The 15,723-nt window shown below is 29.5% G+C and carries 14 protein-coding genes; 5 read left to right on the top strand and 9 right to left on the bottom strand.

Features of this window, described 5'->3' with window-relative positions:
- Positions 1–219: 219 nt before the first annotated feature.
- From ACFDSN_RS04985 to ACFDSN_RS04950, 8 genes are all read right to left on the bottom strand, one after another.
- Entirely contained in the window at positions 220–1,119 is a 900-nt protein-coding gene (locus ACFDSN_RS04985; protein ID WP_375238733.1) for a tyrosine-type recombinase/integrase, read from the bottom strand.
- Between the two features lie 102 nt (positions 1,120–1,221).
- Positions 1,222–2,646 (bottom strand): carboxypeptidase-like regulatory domain-containing protein, encoded by a 1,425-nt coding sequence (locus ACFDSN_RS04980; protein ID WP_375238732.1) that lies wholly within the window; start codon positions 2,644–2,646, stop codon positions 1,222–1,224.
- A 171-nt stretch (positions 2,647–2,817) separates the two neighbouring features.
- Positions 2,818–3,987 carry an acyl-CoA dehydrogenase family protein gene (locus ACFDSN_RS04975; protein WP_375238731.1) on the bottom strand — a complete coding sequence of 390 codons (1,170 nt, stop codon included), beginning with the start codon at positions 3,985–3,987 and terminating at the stop codon, positions 2,818–2,820.
- A 42-nt stretch (positions 3,988–4,029) separates the two neighbouring features.
- Positions 4,030–4,896 carry a ComEA family DNA-binding protein gene (locus ACFDSN_RS04970; protein WP_375238730.1) on the bottom strand — a complete coding sequence of 289 codons (867 nt, stop codon included), beginning with the start codon at positions 4,894–4,896 and terminating at the stop codon, positions 4,030–4,032.
- A 34-nt stretch (positions 4,897–4,930) separates the two neighbouring features.
- On the bottom strand, positions 4,931–6,721 hold the full coding sequence (locus tag ACFDSN_RS04965; RefSeq protein WP_375238729.1) for an amino acid carrier protein: 1,791 nt from the start codon (positions 6,719–6,721) through the stop codon (positions 4,931–4,933).
- Positions 6,722–6,831: 110 nt separating this feature from the next.
- The gene (locus ACFDSN_RS04960) at positions 6,832–7,854 is read right to left on the bottom strand and encodes a potassium channel family protein (RefSeq protein WP_375238728.1); all 1,023 of its coding nucleotides are present in this window, start codon (positions 7,852–7,854) and stop codon (positions 6,832–6,834) included.
- Positions 7,855–7,857: 3 nt separating this feature from the next.
- Positions 7,858–8,085 carry a PspC domain-containing protein gene (locus ACFDSN_RS04955; protein ID WP_375238727.1) on the bottom strand — a complete coding sequence of 76 codons (228 nt, stop codon included), beginning with the start codon at positions 8,083–8,085 and terminating at the stop codon, positions 7,858–7,860.
- Positions 8,086–8,096: 11 nt separating this feature from the next.
- A complete protein-coding gene (locus tag ACFDSN_RS04950) occupies positions 8,097–9,368 on the bottom strand; it encodes a DUF2851 family protein (RefSeq protein WP_375238726.1) in 1,272 nt (423 codons plus the stop codon).
- Between the two features lie 210 nt (positions 9,369–9,578).
- Here ACFDSN_RS04950 and ACFDSN_RS04945 point away from each other — a divergent pair, with 210 nt between their 5' ends.
- Together ACFDSN_RS04945 and ACFDSN_RS04940 are read left to right on the top strand one after the other, a co-directional pair.
- Positions 9,579–11,420, top strand: a complete 1,842-nt coding sequence (locus tag ACFDSN_RS04945; RefSeq protein ID WP_375238725.1) for a cystathionine beta-synthase — start codon at positions 9,579–9,581, stop codon at positions 11,418–11,420.
- A gap of 157 nt (positions 11,421–11,577) precedes the next feature.
- Positions 11,578–11,985 carry a hypothetical protein gene (locus ACFDSN_RS04940; RefSeq protein WP_375238724.1) on the top strand — a complete coding sequence of 136 codons (408 nt, stop codon included), beginning with the start codon at positions 11,578–11,580 and terminating at the stop codon, positions 11,983–11,985.
- A 96-nt stretch (positions 11,986–12,081) separates the two neighbouring features.
- On the opposite strand, the gene ACFDSN_RS04935 is transcribed toward ACFDSN_RS04940, so the two are convergent.
- Positions 12,082–13,062, bottom strand: coding sequence for a PLP-dependent cysteine synthase family protein (locus ACFDSN_RS04935; protein WP_375238723.1), 981 nt, complete (start codon positions 13,060–13,062; stop codon positions 12,082–12,084).
- A gap of 235 nt (positions 13,063–13,297) precedes the next feature.
- Here ACFDSN_RS04935 and ACFDSN_RS04930 point away from each other — a divergent pair, with 235 nt between their 5' ends.
- From ACFDSN_RS04930 to ACFDSN_RS04920, 3 genes are all read left to right on the top strand, one after another.
- Entirely contained in the window at positions 13,298–14,023 is a 726-nt protein-coding gene (locus ACFDSN_RS04930; RefSeq protein WP_375238722.1) for a hypothetical protein, read from the top strand.
- A gap of 36 nt (positions 14,024–14,059) precedes the next feature.
- Positions 14,060–14,647 (top strand): hypothetical protein, encoded by a 588-nt coding sequence (locus tag ACFDSN_RS04925; protein WP_375238721.1) that lies wholly within the window; start codon positions 14,060–14,062, stop codon positions 14,645–14,647.
- A gap of 239 nt (positions 14,648–14,886) precedes the next feature.
- Entirely contained in the window at positions 14,887–15,723 is an 837-nt protein-coding gene (locus ACFDSN_RS04920; RefSeq protein ID WP_375238720.1) for an alpha/beta hydrolase, read from the top strand.

Below are 15,723 nucleotides of genomic sequence, written 5' to 3'. Positions count from 1 at the left end.
ACCTGCTGATTACAAATCAGCTGCTCTAGCCAGCTGAGCTACATCGGCTTTTGTACAAATTTAAAAAACTAAACTGCACTCGCTATTTCTAACGGACTGCAAATGTATATAATAATTTCATTATTAAAAAGATTTTTAGAAAAAAATATTAAATAACTTCTATTTTTTGAATCTTTCATTTACTTAATTAAAATTAAACATAAGAATACACACCTACAATTACTTTTTGTACTTACTTCTTGGATGTGCATTTTTATACACTTTAGTTAATTGCTTTATGTTATTATGTGTATAAACTTGAGTTGAAGCTAAACTTGAATGACCCAAAAGTTCTTTTACTGCATTTAACTCTGCTCCTTGATTTAATAAATGTGTAGCAAAGGAATGCCTTAACATATGAGGACTCTTCTTTTTTTTTGTAGAAGCTAATGAGAAATAGGAATTTATTAATCGATACAATAATGTGTCATATATTTTTTTTCCTTTTTGAGTTAAAAATAGATATTCTTTAGAATGATTATCTAAATTAATAGTTTTCCTTTTCTCAACATACATATAAATTGTTTCAATAACAGAGGGAATTAATGGAATAATTCGTTCTTTATTTCGCTTACCAATAACTTTTAGTGTTTTATTATTTAAATCTAAATGATTTAATTTAATATTTATTAATTCTGCACGACGTATTCCTGTAGAATAAAACAATTCCACTATTAATTTATTTCTTACAGATTTAAATGGAGTTTGACCATTCGCATTATTAATAACATTTTCTACTTCTTCTTCTGAAAAAGGAACTTGAATCTTCTTTGCAGTTTTTAAAACTTTATGTTTTGCCAAGGGATTATCAGAAATATCTTCAATTTTTATTAAAAATTTAAAGTATGAATTTAGTCCTGAAATTTTTCGGTTAATACTTTTAGGATTAATATCGTTTTCTACCATAGAAACAATCCAGCTTCGGATTTGTGCATAATTAACTTTAGATAAATCTGAATCAGAATATACTTCTTCCAAAAACGATTTAAAAAATTCTAAATCTCTAACATAGGCATTTACGGTTAGCTTAGAATAATTCTTCTCTAGCAACAAGTAATCCGAAAACGATTTAATAGACATTATTTTATTTTTAGACAATTTACAACCTAATATGAAATAAAAAAACTGAAGTATTTAGTTTCTTTCTATATACTTCAGCTTAATTTTAAATTTGAAAATCCTTTAATTTTTATACAATGAGGATCTTTGTGTTAAATCTTGAATTAACTGTTCTTCTTCTTCGCTTTCTAATAAAACATTATAATTCTTCCAAAACTCTTTATTGTATGGCTTGATAGCAAAAATATCTGGATCCCAGTCTTGACTTAAAGTTTTATTTACTACAACTTTATCTTCCAATATCTCTGTAAATAATATTTCTTGAACTGTATAATAGTATCTATTCTCTTTAGCTATTTGCTCTTGTTCTGCTGTTCGGTTTTTATTATCATCTGAACCTACATTAACAAGCTTAGGCGTTTCATAATAAACATAATTTAAATACATTCTATCATTATACTCCATATAACTCATAACCAACTTATGGTTTGTATACGTATCAAACAATGTTTTACTTCTTGATTTTTGAGCAGCTGACGCAGCAATTAACTCATACTCCACTTTCTTTACTGCGAAATTATCCCAGTATATATAAATCCATCCTTTTGCATTAAATCCACCATTAAAAATACCTTTAGTTTTTAAATCGATGTATTCTAATCCTTTAGATATTTCAATCTTATAAAGTTTACGTCCATTCTCTACTAAAACTGTATCTAATTTAAAATGATGTGTTCTTGTTACCGATTCCTCATCAAACAAAGCGCTAAAAGCTTCTGAGTTTCTCATTAAATTCAACTTACCATTAAATAGACTCTCCATTCCGTTTACACGCGTATCATTCCATTTAATAGCTTTTACAAGTTCACTTGTTTTGATTGTAGATCTATCTAAATCCTTAGCTTTTAGATTTCTACCTCTACCGTTATTTTTTAAGTAAGATGTATAAGTTAATAAACTATCTACATCTCTTAAATCATAACTTTTACGAACTTCATCTGCATGAATTTTTAAAGGACTTCTTCGATCATTTTGAAAACCCTCATCATATAAAGTAATTGCACTTTCAACCAGCCATTTAAATTCTCTTTTATTACGTTCCTTATGACGTACAAAACCTTTTTGTAAATAAGATGAATCTGGTAACGTTTCTGGCAATTCCTTTAAAGCTCTCAATACAATATCACTTCCTGTTTTTGGTCTATTTTCAGCAATTAAGACGATTTCATCTAACTCAGCCACATCTTCCTCTAAGAAAATTTCGGTAGAATTATCGAATTCTTTGACTGGCGCTTTAAAACTTTTAAACCCAATAGAAGAAATAACTAAAGTATCATTTTCGTGTTTTTGTGGTACCAACAACACAAATTTTCCATCTGAATTACTAATAGATCCTATGGTTGTGTTTTGCACATAAACACTTGCGTTTTCTATTGGAGCAAATGACATAAAGTCAACTACTTTATTTTTTAATTCTACTTGCGCGTTTACTTGTTGCATTAACCCGAAGATTAAAGCAATAGTTGTGTATTTTAAAGACTTTAACATAATGTGGTTTTTAGTTCTAAATAGGTTATAGACAATAATCAGACCATAAAAGTAAAACTTTTAAATGGAATACATAGATTAACGTTATTTTTAGCTATTATATTTTAGTTCAAACAAAAAAAAACCTATTCAATTAAGAACAGGTTTTTAGATATAAGTTTATGAAATAAATTATTTAACTGCTGGCTTATAATCTTTATTATCCACAATCATTTTAGATAAAATCTCTTTAAGGATTTCTGATGTTCCTCCACCAATAGGTCCTAATCTACTATCTCTTAACAAACGTGCTAATGGATATTCTTCAATATAACCATAACCACCTAACATTTGAAGACAGCTATAAATAGTTTCGTCGGCTACTTTAGTTGATTTTAATTTAGACATTGTTGCTTCTTTAACTACATATTCTCCTTTATCTAAACGAGCAATTGTAGCATAATTAAATAGTTTACAATGCTCTACATCTGTAACATGTTCTACCATTTTATGACGTAATGCCTGGAATTTATTAATAGTTTTTCCAAAAGCTTCACGTTCCGACATATAGTTTAAAGTATAATCTATTGCAAATTCTGAACGTGCATGTGCATTAATTCCCATAATCAAACGCTCTAAAGCAAAGTGCTGCATTATATATGGAAATCCTTTATTCTCTTCTCCCATTAAGTTTTCCAAAGGAATCTCAACATTATCGAAAGCAATTTCTGCTGTATCTGAAGCTCTCCAACCTAATTTATCTAATTTTGTAGCTGAAACACCTTTTGTGTCTCTGTCTATTAAAAAGATGCTAATTCCTTTATTACCTAATTCAGGACTTGTTTTAGCAGCAACAACTAAGTAATCGCTATAAATACCATTAGTTATAAATGTTTTAGACCCATTTATGACGTATTTATCTCCTTTTTTAACAGCTGTTGTACGCATTCCTGCAACATCACTACCTCCAAAAGGTTCCGTAATACACAAACAACCTATTTTATCTCCTAAAATACTTGGCGCTAAATAATCTTGCTTAATACGTTCGTCTCCTTCTGCGTTTAAATGTGTCATTGCTAAATAAGCATGAGCCCACATTGCAGCAGCAAATCCTCCAGAATTTATTTTTTGTAATTCTTCAAGAAAAATAACCGTATAAAACAAGTCTAAATTTAATCCACCATAAGCTTCTGGGTAATTAATCCCAAAGAAACCCATATCTCCAAATTTCTTCCAGATAAAACGATCTATAGTTCCTGACTTTTCCCATTTATCAATATTCGGCACTACTTCTTTTTGTAAAAAATCGGCTAAGCTTTCTCTAAACAACTGATGTTCTTCAGTAAAATATAATGAATTCATTAAAATACGTTTTTTAATATTTTATGCTTTGATTAGCATATTCTAATTTAAGTGTAAATATAATTTAATTATCTTGATTTTTGAGTTAGGAAAATTATTAATTCGCAATAATTCATCTAAACTAGAATACTTTTCGTGTAGTGTTCTATATTCTAAAATGTTAAAAGCTATTTCATAATCAATAAATGGAATTTTAACCAATTCATTTCTTGTTGCTGTATTTATATTTAAAGTTGAAATAGCACGCGGATTTCCAATAAAACAATCTGTTTTAATTTGAGTAATTGTTTCTTCAGTTAGACCGTAAATAGCATACAATTCATCTAAAGAAGCAAATCCACCTTCAAATTTATTTCTGTAAGTTATAATGCGTTCAGAAAAGGATTCACCTATACCATAAATAGCTTGCAATTCTATTGCCGATGCCTTATTAATGTCTATATTAAGTGTCTTCTTTTTATAATTATTTTGATAATTTGATTTAGTTTTAGAACTAGTAACCCAATCTGGAAACTTAAAATAAGGAGACATAACACCTAACAAAGAATCTGAAACATTGGTTACCTTCTGAAAGTCTTTAGCGGAATTTACCCATTTATTTTGCTTTCTAAAGGCTAATAATCTATCTATTTCTTCTAAAGACATCCCTAATTGATAACCTTTATAATCGTTAATGTAATTAGGATTAAAAGGATAAATTTTATATTTTTTTTCTTTTGACGCTATTTGTTTTAACGAATCTATTCGCTGCAATTGCTCTAGTTGATTTCTGGTTAAAACAACAGAACCTTCTTCTTGATTGATTATATAGAAATAAAAACCTTGCAGTATTGCAATAACTATTAACAAAAGGAAAATCCCATATCGTTGTTGTTTTGAAAACACGATATGGGATTTAAATATATTCATTTAACTTATACTTATTTAAGCATAAGTTACAACATTATTTTGTTTTAGCTATCTCTCCAGATTTTACCTTAGCATAATACTCTTTTAAATCTTTAGCAACACTACCACTCATAAGATATAATCCCAGAAGGTTAGGTATTGCAAGAGTTAAAAACATATAATCTGCAAAATCAATTACCGCTCCTAAACCAATTGATGCTCCTAAGATTACAGTAAGTAAAAACACTACTTTAAATATATTAGTTACAATTTTAGTTTCACCAAACAAACTTTGTGCAGCTTGAACTCCATAATAAGACCAAGTTAAAATTGTAGAAAAAGCAAATAAGAAAATAGCTATAGTTAAAAAGATGTTAGCTCCAGGGATTACTTTTGCAAAAGCCACTGCTGTTAATGCAGAACCTGTTTCCTCGTATCCTGTATAAGTCCCTGTAAATATTAACACTAAAGCTGTTAAAGTACAAACAACAACTGTATCAATAAATGGCTCTAATAACGCCACAAAACCTTCAGATACTGGATGTTTTGTTTTAGCTGCAGAATGTGCAATAGATGCAGAACCTAAACCAGCTTCATTAGAGAATGCTGCTCTTTGGAAACCTAAAACCATAACTCCTAAAAACCCACCATACATAGCATCTGCTTCAAAAGCACCACTAAAAATTAATGAAAATGCATTTCCTAACTCAGTAATATTTGCTCCAATAACAATTAAACACATTAGTATGTATAATCCTGCCATAGAAGGCACAACCTTATCCGTTACCTTAGCAATTCCTTTTAAACCACCAACAATTACAACTCCAACTAAAACAGCAATACCAACTCCAATAAAAGTTTTAGCAATACCACCAACTCCAATTACACTAGATAATTGTGCTGCTGCTTGATTAGCTTGAAACATTGAGCCTGCAGCAAAAGCCGCTAACATAATTACAAACGCATAAACTGCAGATAGTACTTTACCTACATTTTTAAAACCACGTTCTTCAAATCCTTTTTTAAGATATTCCATTGGACCACCAGAAATGGTTCCATCTTCTTCTAAAACTCTATATTTTACTCCTAAAGTACATTCTACAAACTTTGTAGACATACCTAATAAACCAGCTAAAATCAACCAAAAAGTTGCACCTGGTCCACCTGTTGCAATTGCAACCGCTACACCTGCAATATTACCTAATCCTACTGTACCAGAAACTGCTGTTGCTAGCGCTTGAAAATGTGTTACTTCTCCAACTGCATTAGGATCATCGTATTTACCTCTTATTAAATCAAATGAATGCCTAAGTCCTCTAAAGTTTATAAATCCAAATCTAAAAGTAAAAAATATAGCTCCTAAAATTAGCCAAATAACCATAAAAGGTAATTTTATAGTTTTTTCTGTTCCATTTGGATTTAATAACACATCTCCATTATCATCTGTTACACGGTTATCGTATAAACCAATAGCGTGAAACGGGTCAAAAAAGAAATATTTATCCATAAAACTAACTACTGGCGCAAAAGATGCACTTAGTGTTTCTGGAAATGAGTTTGTAGGAACCTCAAAGGTTAATTCTTTTGTTTTGTTATTTGCGTCTACTACTTTTACAGAGTATTCTTTTCCTTCTGTAGCTTTTTCTATTACTGTTGTTTTAGTGTCAACACTTTTTTCTGACCAAAAATATTGATAAGGCGCTTGTCCTCCAGTTACATTTAAAGTAATTACAGCTGTATTAATTTCATCAGAAGTATCTGAGATATTATGTGTGACATTTAAGTCTTGTGCATTTAAAAATGTTAAAGACAAAAAAGCCATAAGGATAAAAACACCTTTTTTCATAGTAGAATATTGTATTAAATTTAAATTGATTGGGTTCTTTTTGGGTAATAAGCAGCAAGATGCTAAAAAAAATCCTAATTCTAAAGCTTATACTGTTAAAACACGTTGTATTAATCTAAATTATACATAGAATTTAACTTTTGGATTTGTTCTGGCCTACCTAGAACTATAATTTTAGAGTTTGGTACTAATTTAACTTCTGCTTCTGGATTTACAATGTATTCTCCATCAATTCCTTTAAAACCAATAACTGTACAACCCGATTTACTTCTTAAATCTAAGTCTTTAATAGTTCTAATATCATTAGTATCATAAAGTTTTTCAACTTCAATTTCTTCAATATTAATATCCGACTTTCCAACAATAGATAAGTTATCTATAAACTCTATTAAATCTGGAACAACAACTAAACTCGCCATATGATCACCACCTATTCTATCTGGCATAATTACATTATCTGCTCCTGCTAATTTTAATTTCTTATAAGATGTTTCTTGAGAAGCACGACTAACAATATGCAAGTCTTTATTTATTTGTCTTGCAGAAAGTACCACAAACAAATTATCTGCATCATCTGGCAAAGCTGTAATTAATGTTTTTGCTCTTTCTATTCCTGCTTGAAGTAAAACATCATCTTCATTAGCATTACCTTCTATAAAACGAATTTCTTCAGATTGAAATTTATCTATAATGGCTCTATTTTTTTCAATAATTACAAAAGATTTGCTATGAGCTAATAATTTAGTAGCAGCTTGTTTTCCATTTCTACCATAACCACAAATAATAATATGGTTAGAAAATCCATCAATTTGTTTTTGCATTTTCTTTTGTTTTAATTCTTCTAAATTATTTTTACTTAAAATAGTTTCCGTAATCACTGTTAATGCATAACCTACTACAACCACACTTGTTAAAATAAGTATTATTGTAAAAAGCTTAGCTTCTGGTGTTAAAGGCACAACTTCTCCAAACCCAACAGTGGTTATAGTTATTACAGTCATATACACTGCATCTACAAAAGTATAATCTGCAATAATTACATAGCCAGCAACTCCTAAACATAATAAAAAAAACAGCAAAAATAATGCTGTATACATTTTAGATCTAAAGATAATTTGAATTGGGCTTTGCATAATTTATAAATCGAATACCGAAGTTCTTTTAGTGTATAATAAGTCTTTAATTCTCATCCAAAAAGCTAAAAATAAATATAATGCAAAACCAAAACCTAAAGTTACAAAAGTTAGATACATAAATGATGTCCTTACCACTTTTGCGCGTATACCTAACCTATCAGCAATTCGCTGGCAAACATAATAACCACGTTTTTGAAAATAAAGCAATAATCTGTACGCAAGATTCATACCGCAAGATACTATTTTTGTTGTAATAATGCATTACCAATTGCGCATTGCACACATTTATTTTTATCGCAGTAATTTGTTTTAAGTTCGAGTAACGACTGACTTTGCAATGCTGTCTTAGACATTTTTTTAATGGTTTGAAATTTAGCTACTATACTATTATTTTCTATTGGAATTTCTTGAATTACCTCTAACAAAAGCTCAGCATTAAAACTTCCTTGATATTTTGTATAACTATATTTTAAAGGAATAATAGTATTTATAATTAATAAGTCTTTAAACGTTTTAGATAAGCTTTTCTTTTGAAACTTGGATGTTTTAGAAAACGTATAATGTGTTTCCCAAAACTTAGAAACACTAATATCTAAAACCAAATACATTTCTTTTAATGTTTTAGCTTTCATTAATTTTGAAAACAATTGATGTTGCGTTCCGAATAAATTTGCTAATTGAGACAATCTAATGGTTGGGAAATTTGCTGGTCTTAACCTAAAAAACTGCAACTGACTTTGCATTGGTTTTAAACAAAATTTCTGTTTTAAAAACTGATATTCTTTTTGAAGTGTTTTGTGGTAAACATCTTCAACGTCATCTGATAACAAATTAGCTTGTCCAAAAAACAATGCCTCTAATTGTGTTATATTATGTTGCTGTTTTCTAACTACTGAAAAATCTATACTTTTAGACAGTTCCAAAAACACATCTCCATTTACTTTTAATCCAAAATTTTTAGCTAATAACTGAAACAAAACTGCTTCCCAATTATTTTTAGATTGTTCTAATAATGTTGAAATTAATTCTGCCCTACGTTGCAACCTTTCAAAATACAAACGTTCTATCCAGTTTTTAAATGTAAAGTCTGTAACTGATGTAAAGTCATTTTCACAATTAATCCATTGTTGTTTATTAGTGTATAAGTTTAAATATTGCGCATAGAAATCTTTATTTACAATAGACTTTAATTCTAAGGTTGGAATTTCTGTATTATCTTTTCTAAAAATTTCTGTGTCGTGTTCCCAAACTACATGAAGTATTACATTATCGTAAGCCTTATCTGTTTCGTGTTTATGTAAATACCAATCCGAAGATTTTACGTGTATTTCTACATTTCCAGCCCATAACTGATTATCTATTTCCAATTTTGCATTAAAAAAATCGGGTCCAGAATTATGGTTGTGCTGTCCAATAGAAGTAATTACAACATTTAAATTATTTGTAGTTTTTAGATTAATAAACTCAAACTTTTTATACAGCCAAATGTAATGTAACACGTCTTCTTGCATCTTTTAAAGTTAGGAAACATTCTTGACTTTTTCAAAATTCTAGGCTAACTTCGTTGAACAACCTTATCTAAAACATTAAAACATATTTATACAATATCGTTAAACGGAACTTACCAACTCATTCAAATTACCAAACAAACTAATCCTAAATCCACACTTCAAAAAAAATCTAATTAATGTATCTTTGCAACCTTGTTAAATAAGGTAGTTATGAAAGACAGCAAAGTGCTTAATTATATAAAAGATGTATTAAATAATATGCCAACAGATTGGTTGAGTATAACAACGCATCGATTAGATATTTATAATGAAAAATTGGCTAAAGTTGAGTTTTTAGATCAGTTTGAAACGTTGTTTAACAATAATAATTCTAAAAATTCAGCTTTAAAAAAATTACCAACTGCTTACGATTACATTAGATTAGGTCATCCATTATCTTGTATTTTAGAATGGGGAATTGCTAATTTATATGCCATAAAACCAGAAAACGTAATTAGTTTTGGCTCTCAAACAATGCCAATTCTGGCTGTTTTAAGAACAAATTTATTAGAGAACAAAAACACTCAAATTTGTTATACAGGTAAATTACCATCTTGTTTTAATCCTGATGTTTTAAAAAACGTTTATGGCTACAAATTTGAATTACAAAACGTTGAAAACGCAGATGCTATTTCTAATTTTAATGGCAGCACCATATATATTTCAGAGCAAGATTCAATTGGTACTGTAAGTATGAATCCTAATATTGATTTCTTTATCAGTTTACATCAGCATTTAGGAAGTATTTTAGTTGTAAATGGCGAGCAGAACAACAATTACATTTCAGATATTCAGCACGTAAGACGTAGAGAAACTATTTCTACAACGCCAGCAAATGCACTTGCGGCTTTAAAACATTTAGTTAATCAAACTTCTATAAAAAATAACAACACTATTGAAGCTGATAAAGTAGCTGTATTAAATTCAATTAATACAATTACAAATACAAACACTAAACCATTAGTGGCTTCTAGCGGATTATCTATTCAGTACGCTATTTTAATGGGATTAATTCACGATGCTGTAGAAAATCATAATGGAAAAGCTATTAAAATTGTAGTGCCTCCAAATTGTTATGGCGGAACAAACGATCAAGCAAGACGTGTTGCTGCTTGTCTTAATAATGTTGACGTTATGGATTTACCTGTTGATGGCGATAACGATATGGTACAAAGTATTGATACGATTTTAGCAGAAATTGCCAAACAAGATGCTATTCCTTATATAATTGCCGAAATCCCAACAAATCCAAGAGTAGAAGTCCCAGGTCTTTTACAATTAAAAGATGTTTTAAGTCAAGAACGCAAAACAGCAAATGGCAATATTGCTATAGATCCTGTTTTTATATTAGACCAAACATTTTGTCCTAATGTTAATTTTTTAGGTGAAGACGATATACTTTCAAACGTAAGAACCATTTCGTTTGCTAGTGGTTCTAAATTTCCAAGTGGCGGAAAATGTACTGCTGGCTTCTGTGTAGGAAACAACAAAACCAAAGCATTGATAGAAAAGATAGAATTACATCTTATACTTTGTGATAACGAAGCTACAAGTCTTCAATATGCAGTTTTAGCAAAACAATTACCATCAATGACTCAACGAATTAGCGATGCTTATCAAAACACTCGCGAGTTTGTAAACTTTATAAACGAAACATTGCCAGAAGCTAAAATTAATTTTGTTTCAGAAGAATTAGCAAAACAAGGGTTTACGCCATCTGTTTTTTCATTAGATCTTCCAACAAAAGGAAACACAGACGAAGAAAGAGAAACCTACAAAAGAGCTTTAAATTTAAAGTTAATTAATTTAATGATTACCGAGATTCCTAACGAAAGTAAGTTTTGTGTAAGTTACGGGCAATTAAAAGGTTGCTATTGGACTATTCCAGCAACATCTACACAAGGAACCACAAAAGAAGGCGACAAAGATTATATTGTGCGCGCCTCTTTATCTCCTAATCTAGATCTTGATTTACACAAAAAAGTATTTTTAGATTTTGTAAAAAGCATTTAAAATCATAAGTTTCTATTAACTTAAGAAAAATAACTTTAATTAGCTTACAAAACACTTTTACCTCACTTTTATTAGTGATTCTGTGTTTTTCACGTATAGACGTGAGACATTTTATTATCGTTTTTCTAATATTTGATTAAATTAAAAAAACTAAATTATGAAAAAATTATTTTTAGCCCTAATTGTTTTAACAACTATTATGAGTTGTTCTTCAGATGATGATGCAAATACAACTGCAAACAATAACAACACCATTATTGGTCGTTGGAACCTATCAGGATTCGACAACACAATGTATGTTTTCACAGAAACAGAAACCGAAAAAAAACGCCATACTATTTACGCAACAGATGGCGTTTTTGGAGATATTGATAGCGCTATACCAAACCCAAACGATTGGTATTATGAAAATGAAATACTTGTTATAGACTTAAATTTTGGTAATTTTTCTAGAACAACACCAACTTTTAGATGTAATGGAAATGTTGTCGATTTAATTGATGATGATGGTGAAATAAACACAACATTATCACGCGAAGGATTTGACATTGACACATGTAACTAAACATAGCATCAATAAGCTATATATTAAAACTAAACACATAAAAAAACGCGATAAAAATTAAATTTTATCGCGTTTTGCTTTAAATATAATAGTTGGTTATTCAATATAACCTTGAGCTCTCATCCAATCGTCGTTAAACATTTTCCCAACATAACGCGTTCCGTGATCGTGAAAAAGTACCACAACTACATCATCTTTTGTAAAATGTTCTTTTAATTGTAAAACACCTTTAATAGCTGCTCCTGCACTATTTCCAAGAAACATACCTTCTTCTTTAGCTAAACGTTGCGTATAAACCGCAGCATCTTTATCTGTTACTTTCTCAAAACCATCAATAATAGAAAAATCTACATTTTTAGGTAAAATATCTTCACCAATCCCTTCGGTTACGTAAGGATAGATTTCGTTCTCATCAAAAATACCAGTTTCGTGAAATTTTTTAAACACAGAACCATACGTATCTATTCCCCAAACTTTAATATCTGGATTTTGTTCTTTTAAGTACTTTCCAACACCAGAAATAGTTCCTCCAGTTCCTACACCAACAACAAAATGCGTAATCTTCCCGTCGGTTTGTTTCCAGATTTCAGGACCAGTACTTTGGTAATGTGCTTTTGCATTACTTGGATTATCGTATTGATTTACATACCAAGAATTTGGTATTTCTTCTGACAAACGTTTAGACACAGAATAATAACTACGTGGATCTGTTGGTTCTACAGCTGTTGGGCAAACCACAACCTCTGCACCATGCGCACGCATAATATCTACTTTTTCTTTACTCTGCTTATCTGCCATTACAAAAATACATTTGTAACCTTTAACAATAGCGGCTAAAGCTAAACCCATTCCTGTATTACCAGAAGTTCCTTCTATAATAGTTCCTCCAGGTTTTAAACGTCCATCTGCTTCTGCATCTTCAATCATTTGCAAAGCCATTCTGTCTTTTACAGAGTTTCCTGGGTTAAAGGTTTCGTATTTAGATAAGACCAAACAAGGCAAGTCTTTTGTTAATGTATTAAGTTTCACTAAAGGTGTATCTCCAATAGTTCCTAGTATATTTTCTGCGTATTGCATAGTGTAATTTTAAGTATGCAAATTTAAAACAATGCTACAAACTGGCATTATATTTATACATTTTTTAATTTAATGTGATTTACAACAAATAAATAGTTCTTTGGATAGCGCTATAAAAAAATTATCTTTACGGGATAACAGTGACAATAATATTACTATATCCTGAATTATTTACGGGATATCAATGATAAAAGTTACTATATAACACGTTGTGCTTCATACCTGAAAACCGAAAATGGAAACTATCATTGAAAAATATAATAATCTTCAAAAGGAAATCTTAAGCGATTTCTCATTAAAATGGGATGGAGAAAATTGCGAGAAAACATTTAGAGATGATGTTAAAAAGTTTTATTGTTTTGAAAAAAGGTTTGGATGGAATATTTTACTAAATGCATTCTATGTAATTGACGACACTGAATTTGCTAAAAAATCTTTTAAGGAATTTGATTTACAAGGACCATCTAGACATAGAGACGTTGGAGAAAGATATTTGAGATTATATGGTCTTTTAAATGCTGCTTATCAGCAAAAATTAGCAGTAGTAAACTTGCTCGAAATTCATAAAGTAATTAATAAAAAGCAGTTTTTAAAAAAACTAGGGGAAACCAATCTAATAATTATTAGAAACAAAATTGGAGCACATTCAACGAATTTCTTTTCAACTAAAGATGATTCAGAACATAAGTTTGACGTTTATGAAATTTCAAGACCTGAACTAGAAAATGGCAGAATTCGACTATTGAGAAACCAAAAAGATTTTGAAAATTACAACCTAGAAAATTCAATAAATGATTTTAATAAATTAATAGAAGAAATTTTATCAATTGTAAGTGGTAAAGTGATTAAAAAAAAATTCAAAGACAAAGGAAAACACTATAAAGAATATCAAATAATAAATGAAATCAGAAACGGAGCAATATTAGTTAACGGAAACCGGATTAAGTTTACTACAAAATAATTAATACACACAATTTTAATCTCATTTCAACCTTATATGATTTTAATTCATAAATCTTGGTCAGATTTAAAACCAAATGAAGAATCAAATGGAAATTTTGAATGGTTTAATGAATACTATGATCGAATAAAGAATAAAATTGAGTTTAAAGATTTCCCAAAAGAAGTACTTGAACAATGGATTCATCCACTACACAGCAATCATCAGACGATAAGGAATTATGCTTGGATGAATTACGAATTTATTGGATTTGAACTTATAGAATTTGAATTTCAACAACTTGATGAATTATACGTAATAGAAGATTTTAGAGAATATGTTGATTTAAGAGGAAATTACTCTGAATTAAATCAATTTTGTTGTATTGACAAGGATATAGAATTTTGGGCTACAAACGGAACTTGGAGAATACCACCCATAGTTCTTGATACGAACTCGATTAATAGCGAAATACCTAATTGGAGTGAAATAAGTAGTAGGTTTCAATTAGTGGAAGGTCATTCAAGATTAGGATATTTGAAATCTATAAAAAGGATAAATGAACTTGGAAATGTTCATATGGCGCAAAAACATAAGGTTTATTTAATGAAAGTACGAAAGCACAACAATGTATATAAAAAATAGGGCAAAAGAACCAAATCAAAGGCTTGCGTTTATTTACAAAGTCCGTCATATTTTTATATATTTATTTTAGGAAAAGATAAAAATAAAATAAAAAATATGTCTAAATCTATAACCGAACGTAAGTGCTTATTAACTGCCCTACTTTCCATATACTAACCGTTAGCCGTAATGTGAGCAACAAACTCTGAATTAAACAAATGAACTTTTTGAAACTACCAAATCTATTATTTATAACATTTTTGATTTTTTGCAACCCTTTATTTAGCCAAAAACTAGACCCAAAAGGACGAGATTTTTTCAAACCAGACCATATCATTAAATCTGAGATTACAAATAAAGATTATTTAATTCATATGTCTTTTCCAAAAAATTATTCAATTCAGGACAGCATATCATATCCTGTGCTTTATGTTTTGGATGGCAAAAGCACATTTGGATATTTTGAATCATCTTACATTGATTTTGAGAATATCGAAGATGTGATTCTCGTTGGAATTAGTCATAAGGAAAATGGAATAACATCTAAAATTAATAGATTTAATGACTATACAGCATATAGTGATACAATAACTGACAAAAGAATTGAAAAAAAGTTTAATGTAGAAAAAGGAGTTATCAAAACTGGCGGAGCAGTTAAGTTTTTAGAATGCTTAAAAAAGGAAATTACCCCATTTATTGAGAAACATTATAAAACTAATTCTGACAGAGGAATTTCAGGACATTCTCTTGGTGGTTTGTTTACAGCATACTGCTTTTTGAATTCCGAAAATCACTTTACCCGATTTGGAATAAACAGTCCTTCATTTCAACTTAACGAAGAAGTATTTTTAGAGCCAGCTATAAACAAATTTACAAATAGTAAAACTTGGAATATTGAACCAACCAAAGTATTTGTTTCGACAGGAGAAAATGAAAGCCCAATGATGGTGTCTAATATGATTAAGTTTAGTTTATATCTCAAAAAAAGTAACTACGAAAATATTGAAATGAATTGGAAAATATACAGAAATGAATCTCATACATCTGTAATTCCGTTTAGTTTAAATGGAACGTTGATAAACTTATATGGAAAATAA

This window comes from Aurantibacter sp., assembly GCF_042094015.1.
GTDB lineage: Bacteria > Bacteroidota > Bacteroidia > Flavobacteriales > Flavobacteriaceae > Aurantibacter.
This window is presented reverse-complemented; position numbering and strand designations above follow the sequence as displayed.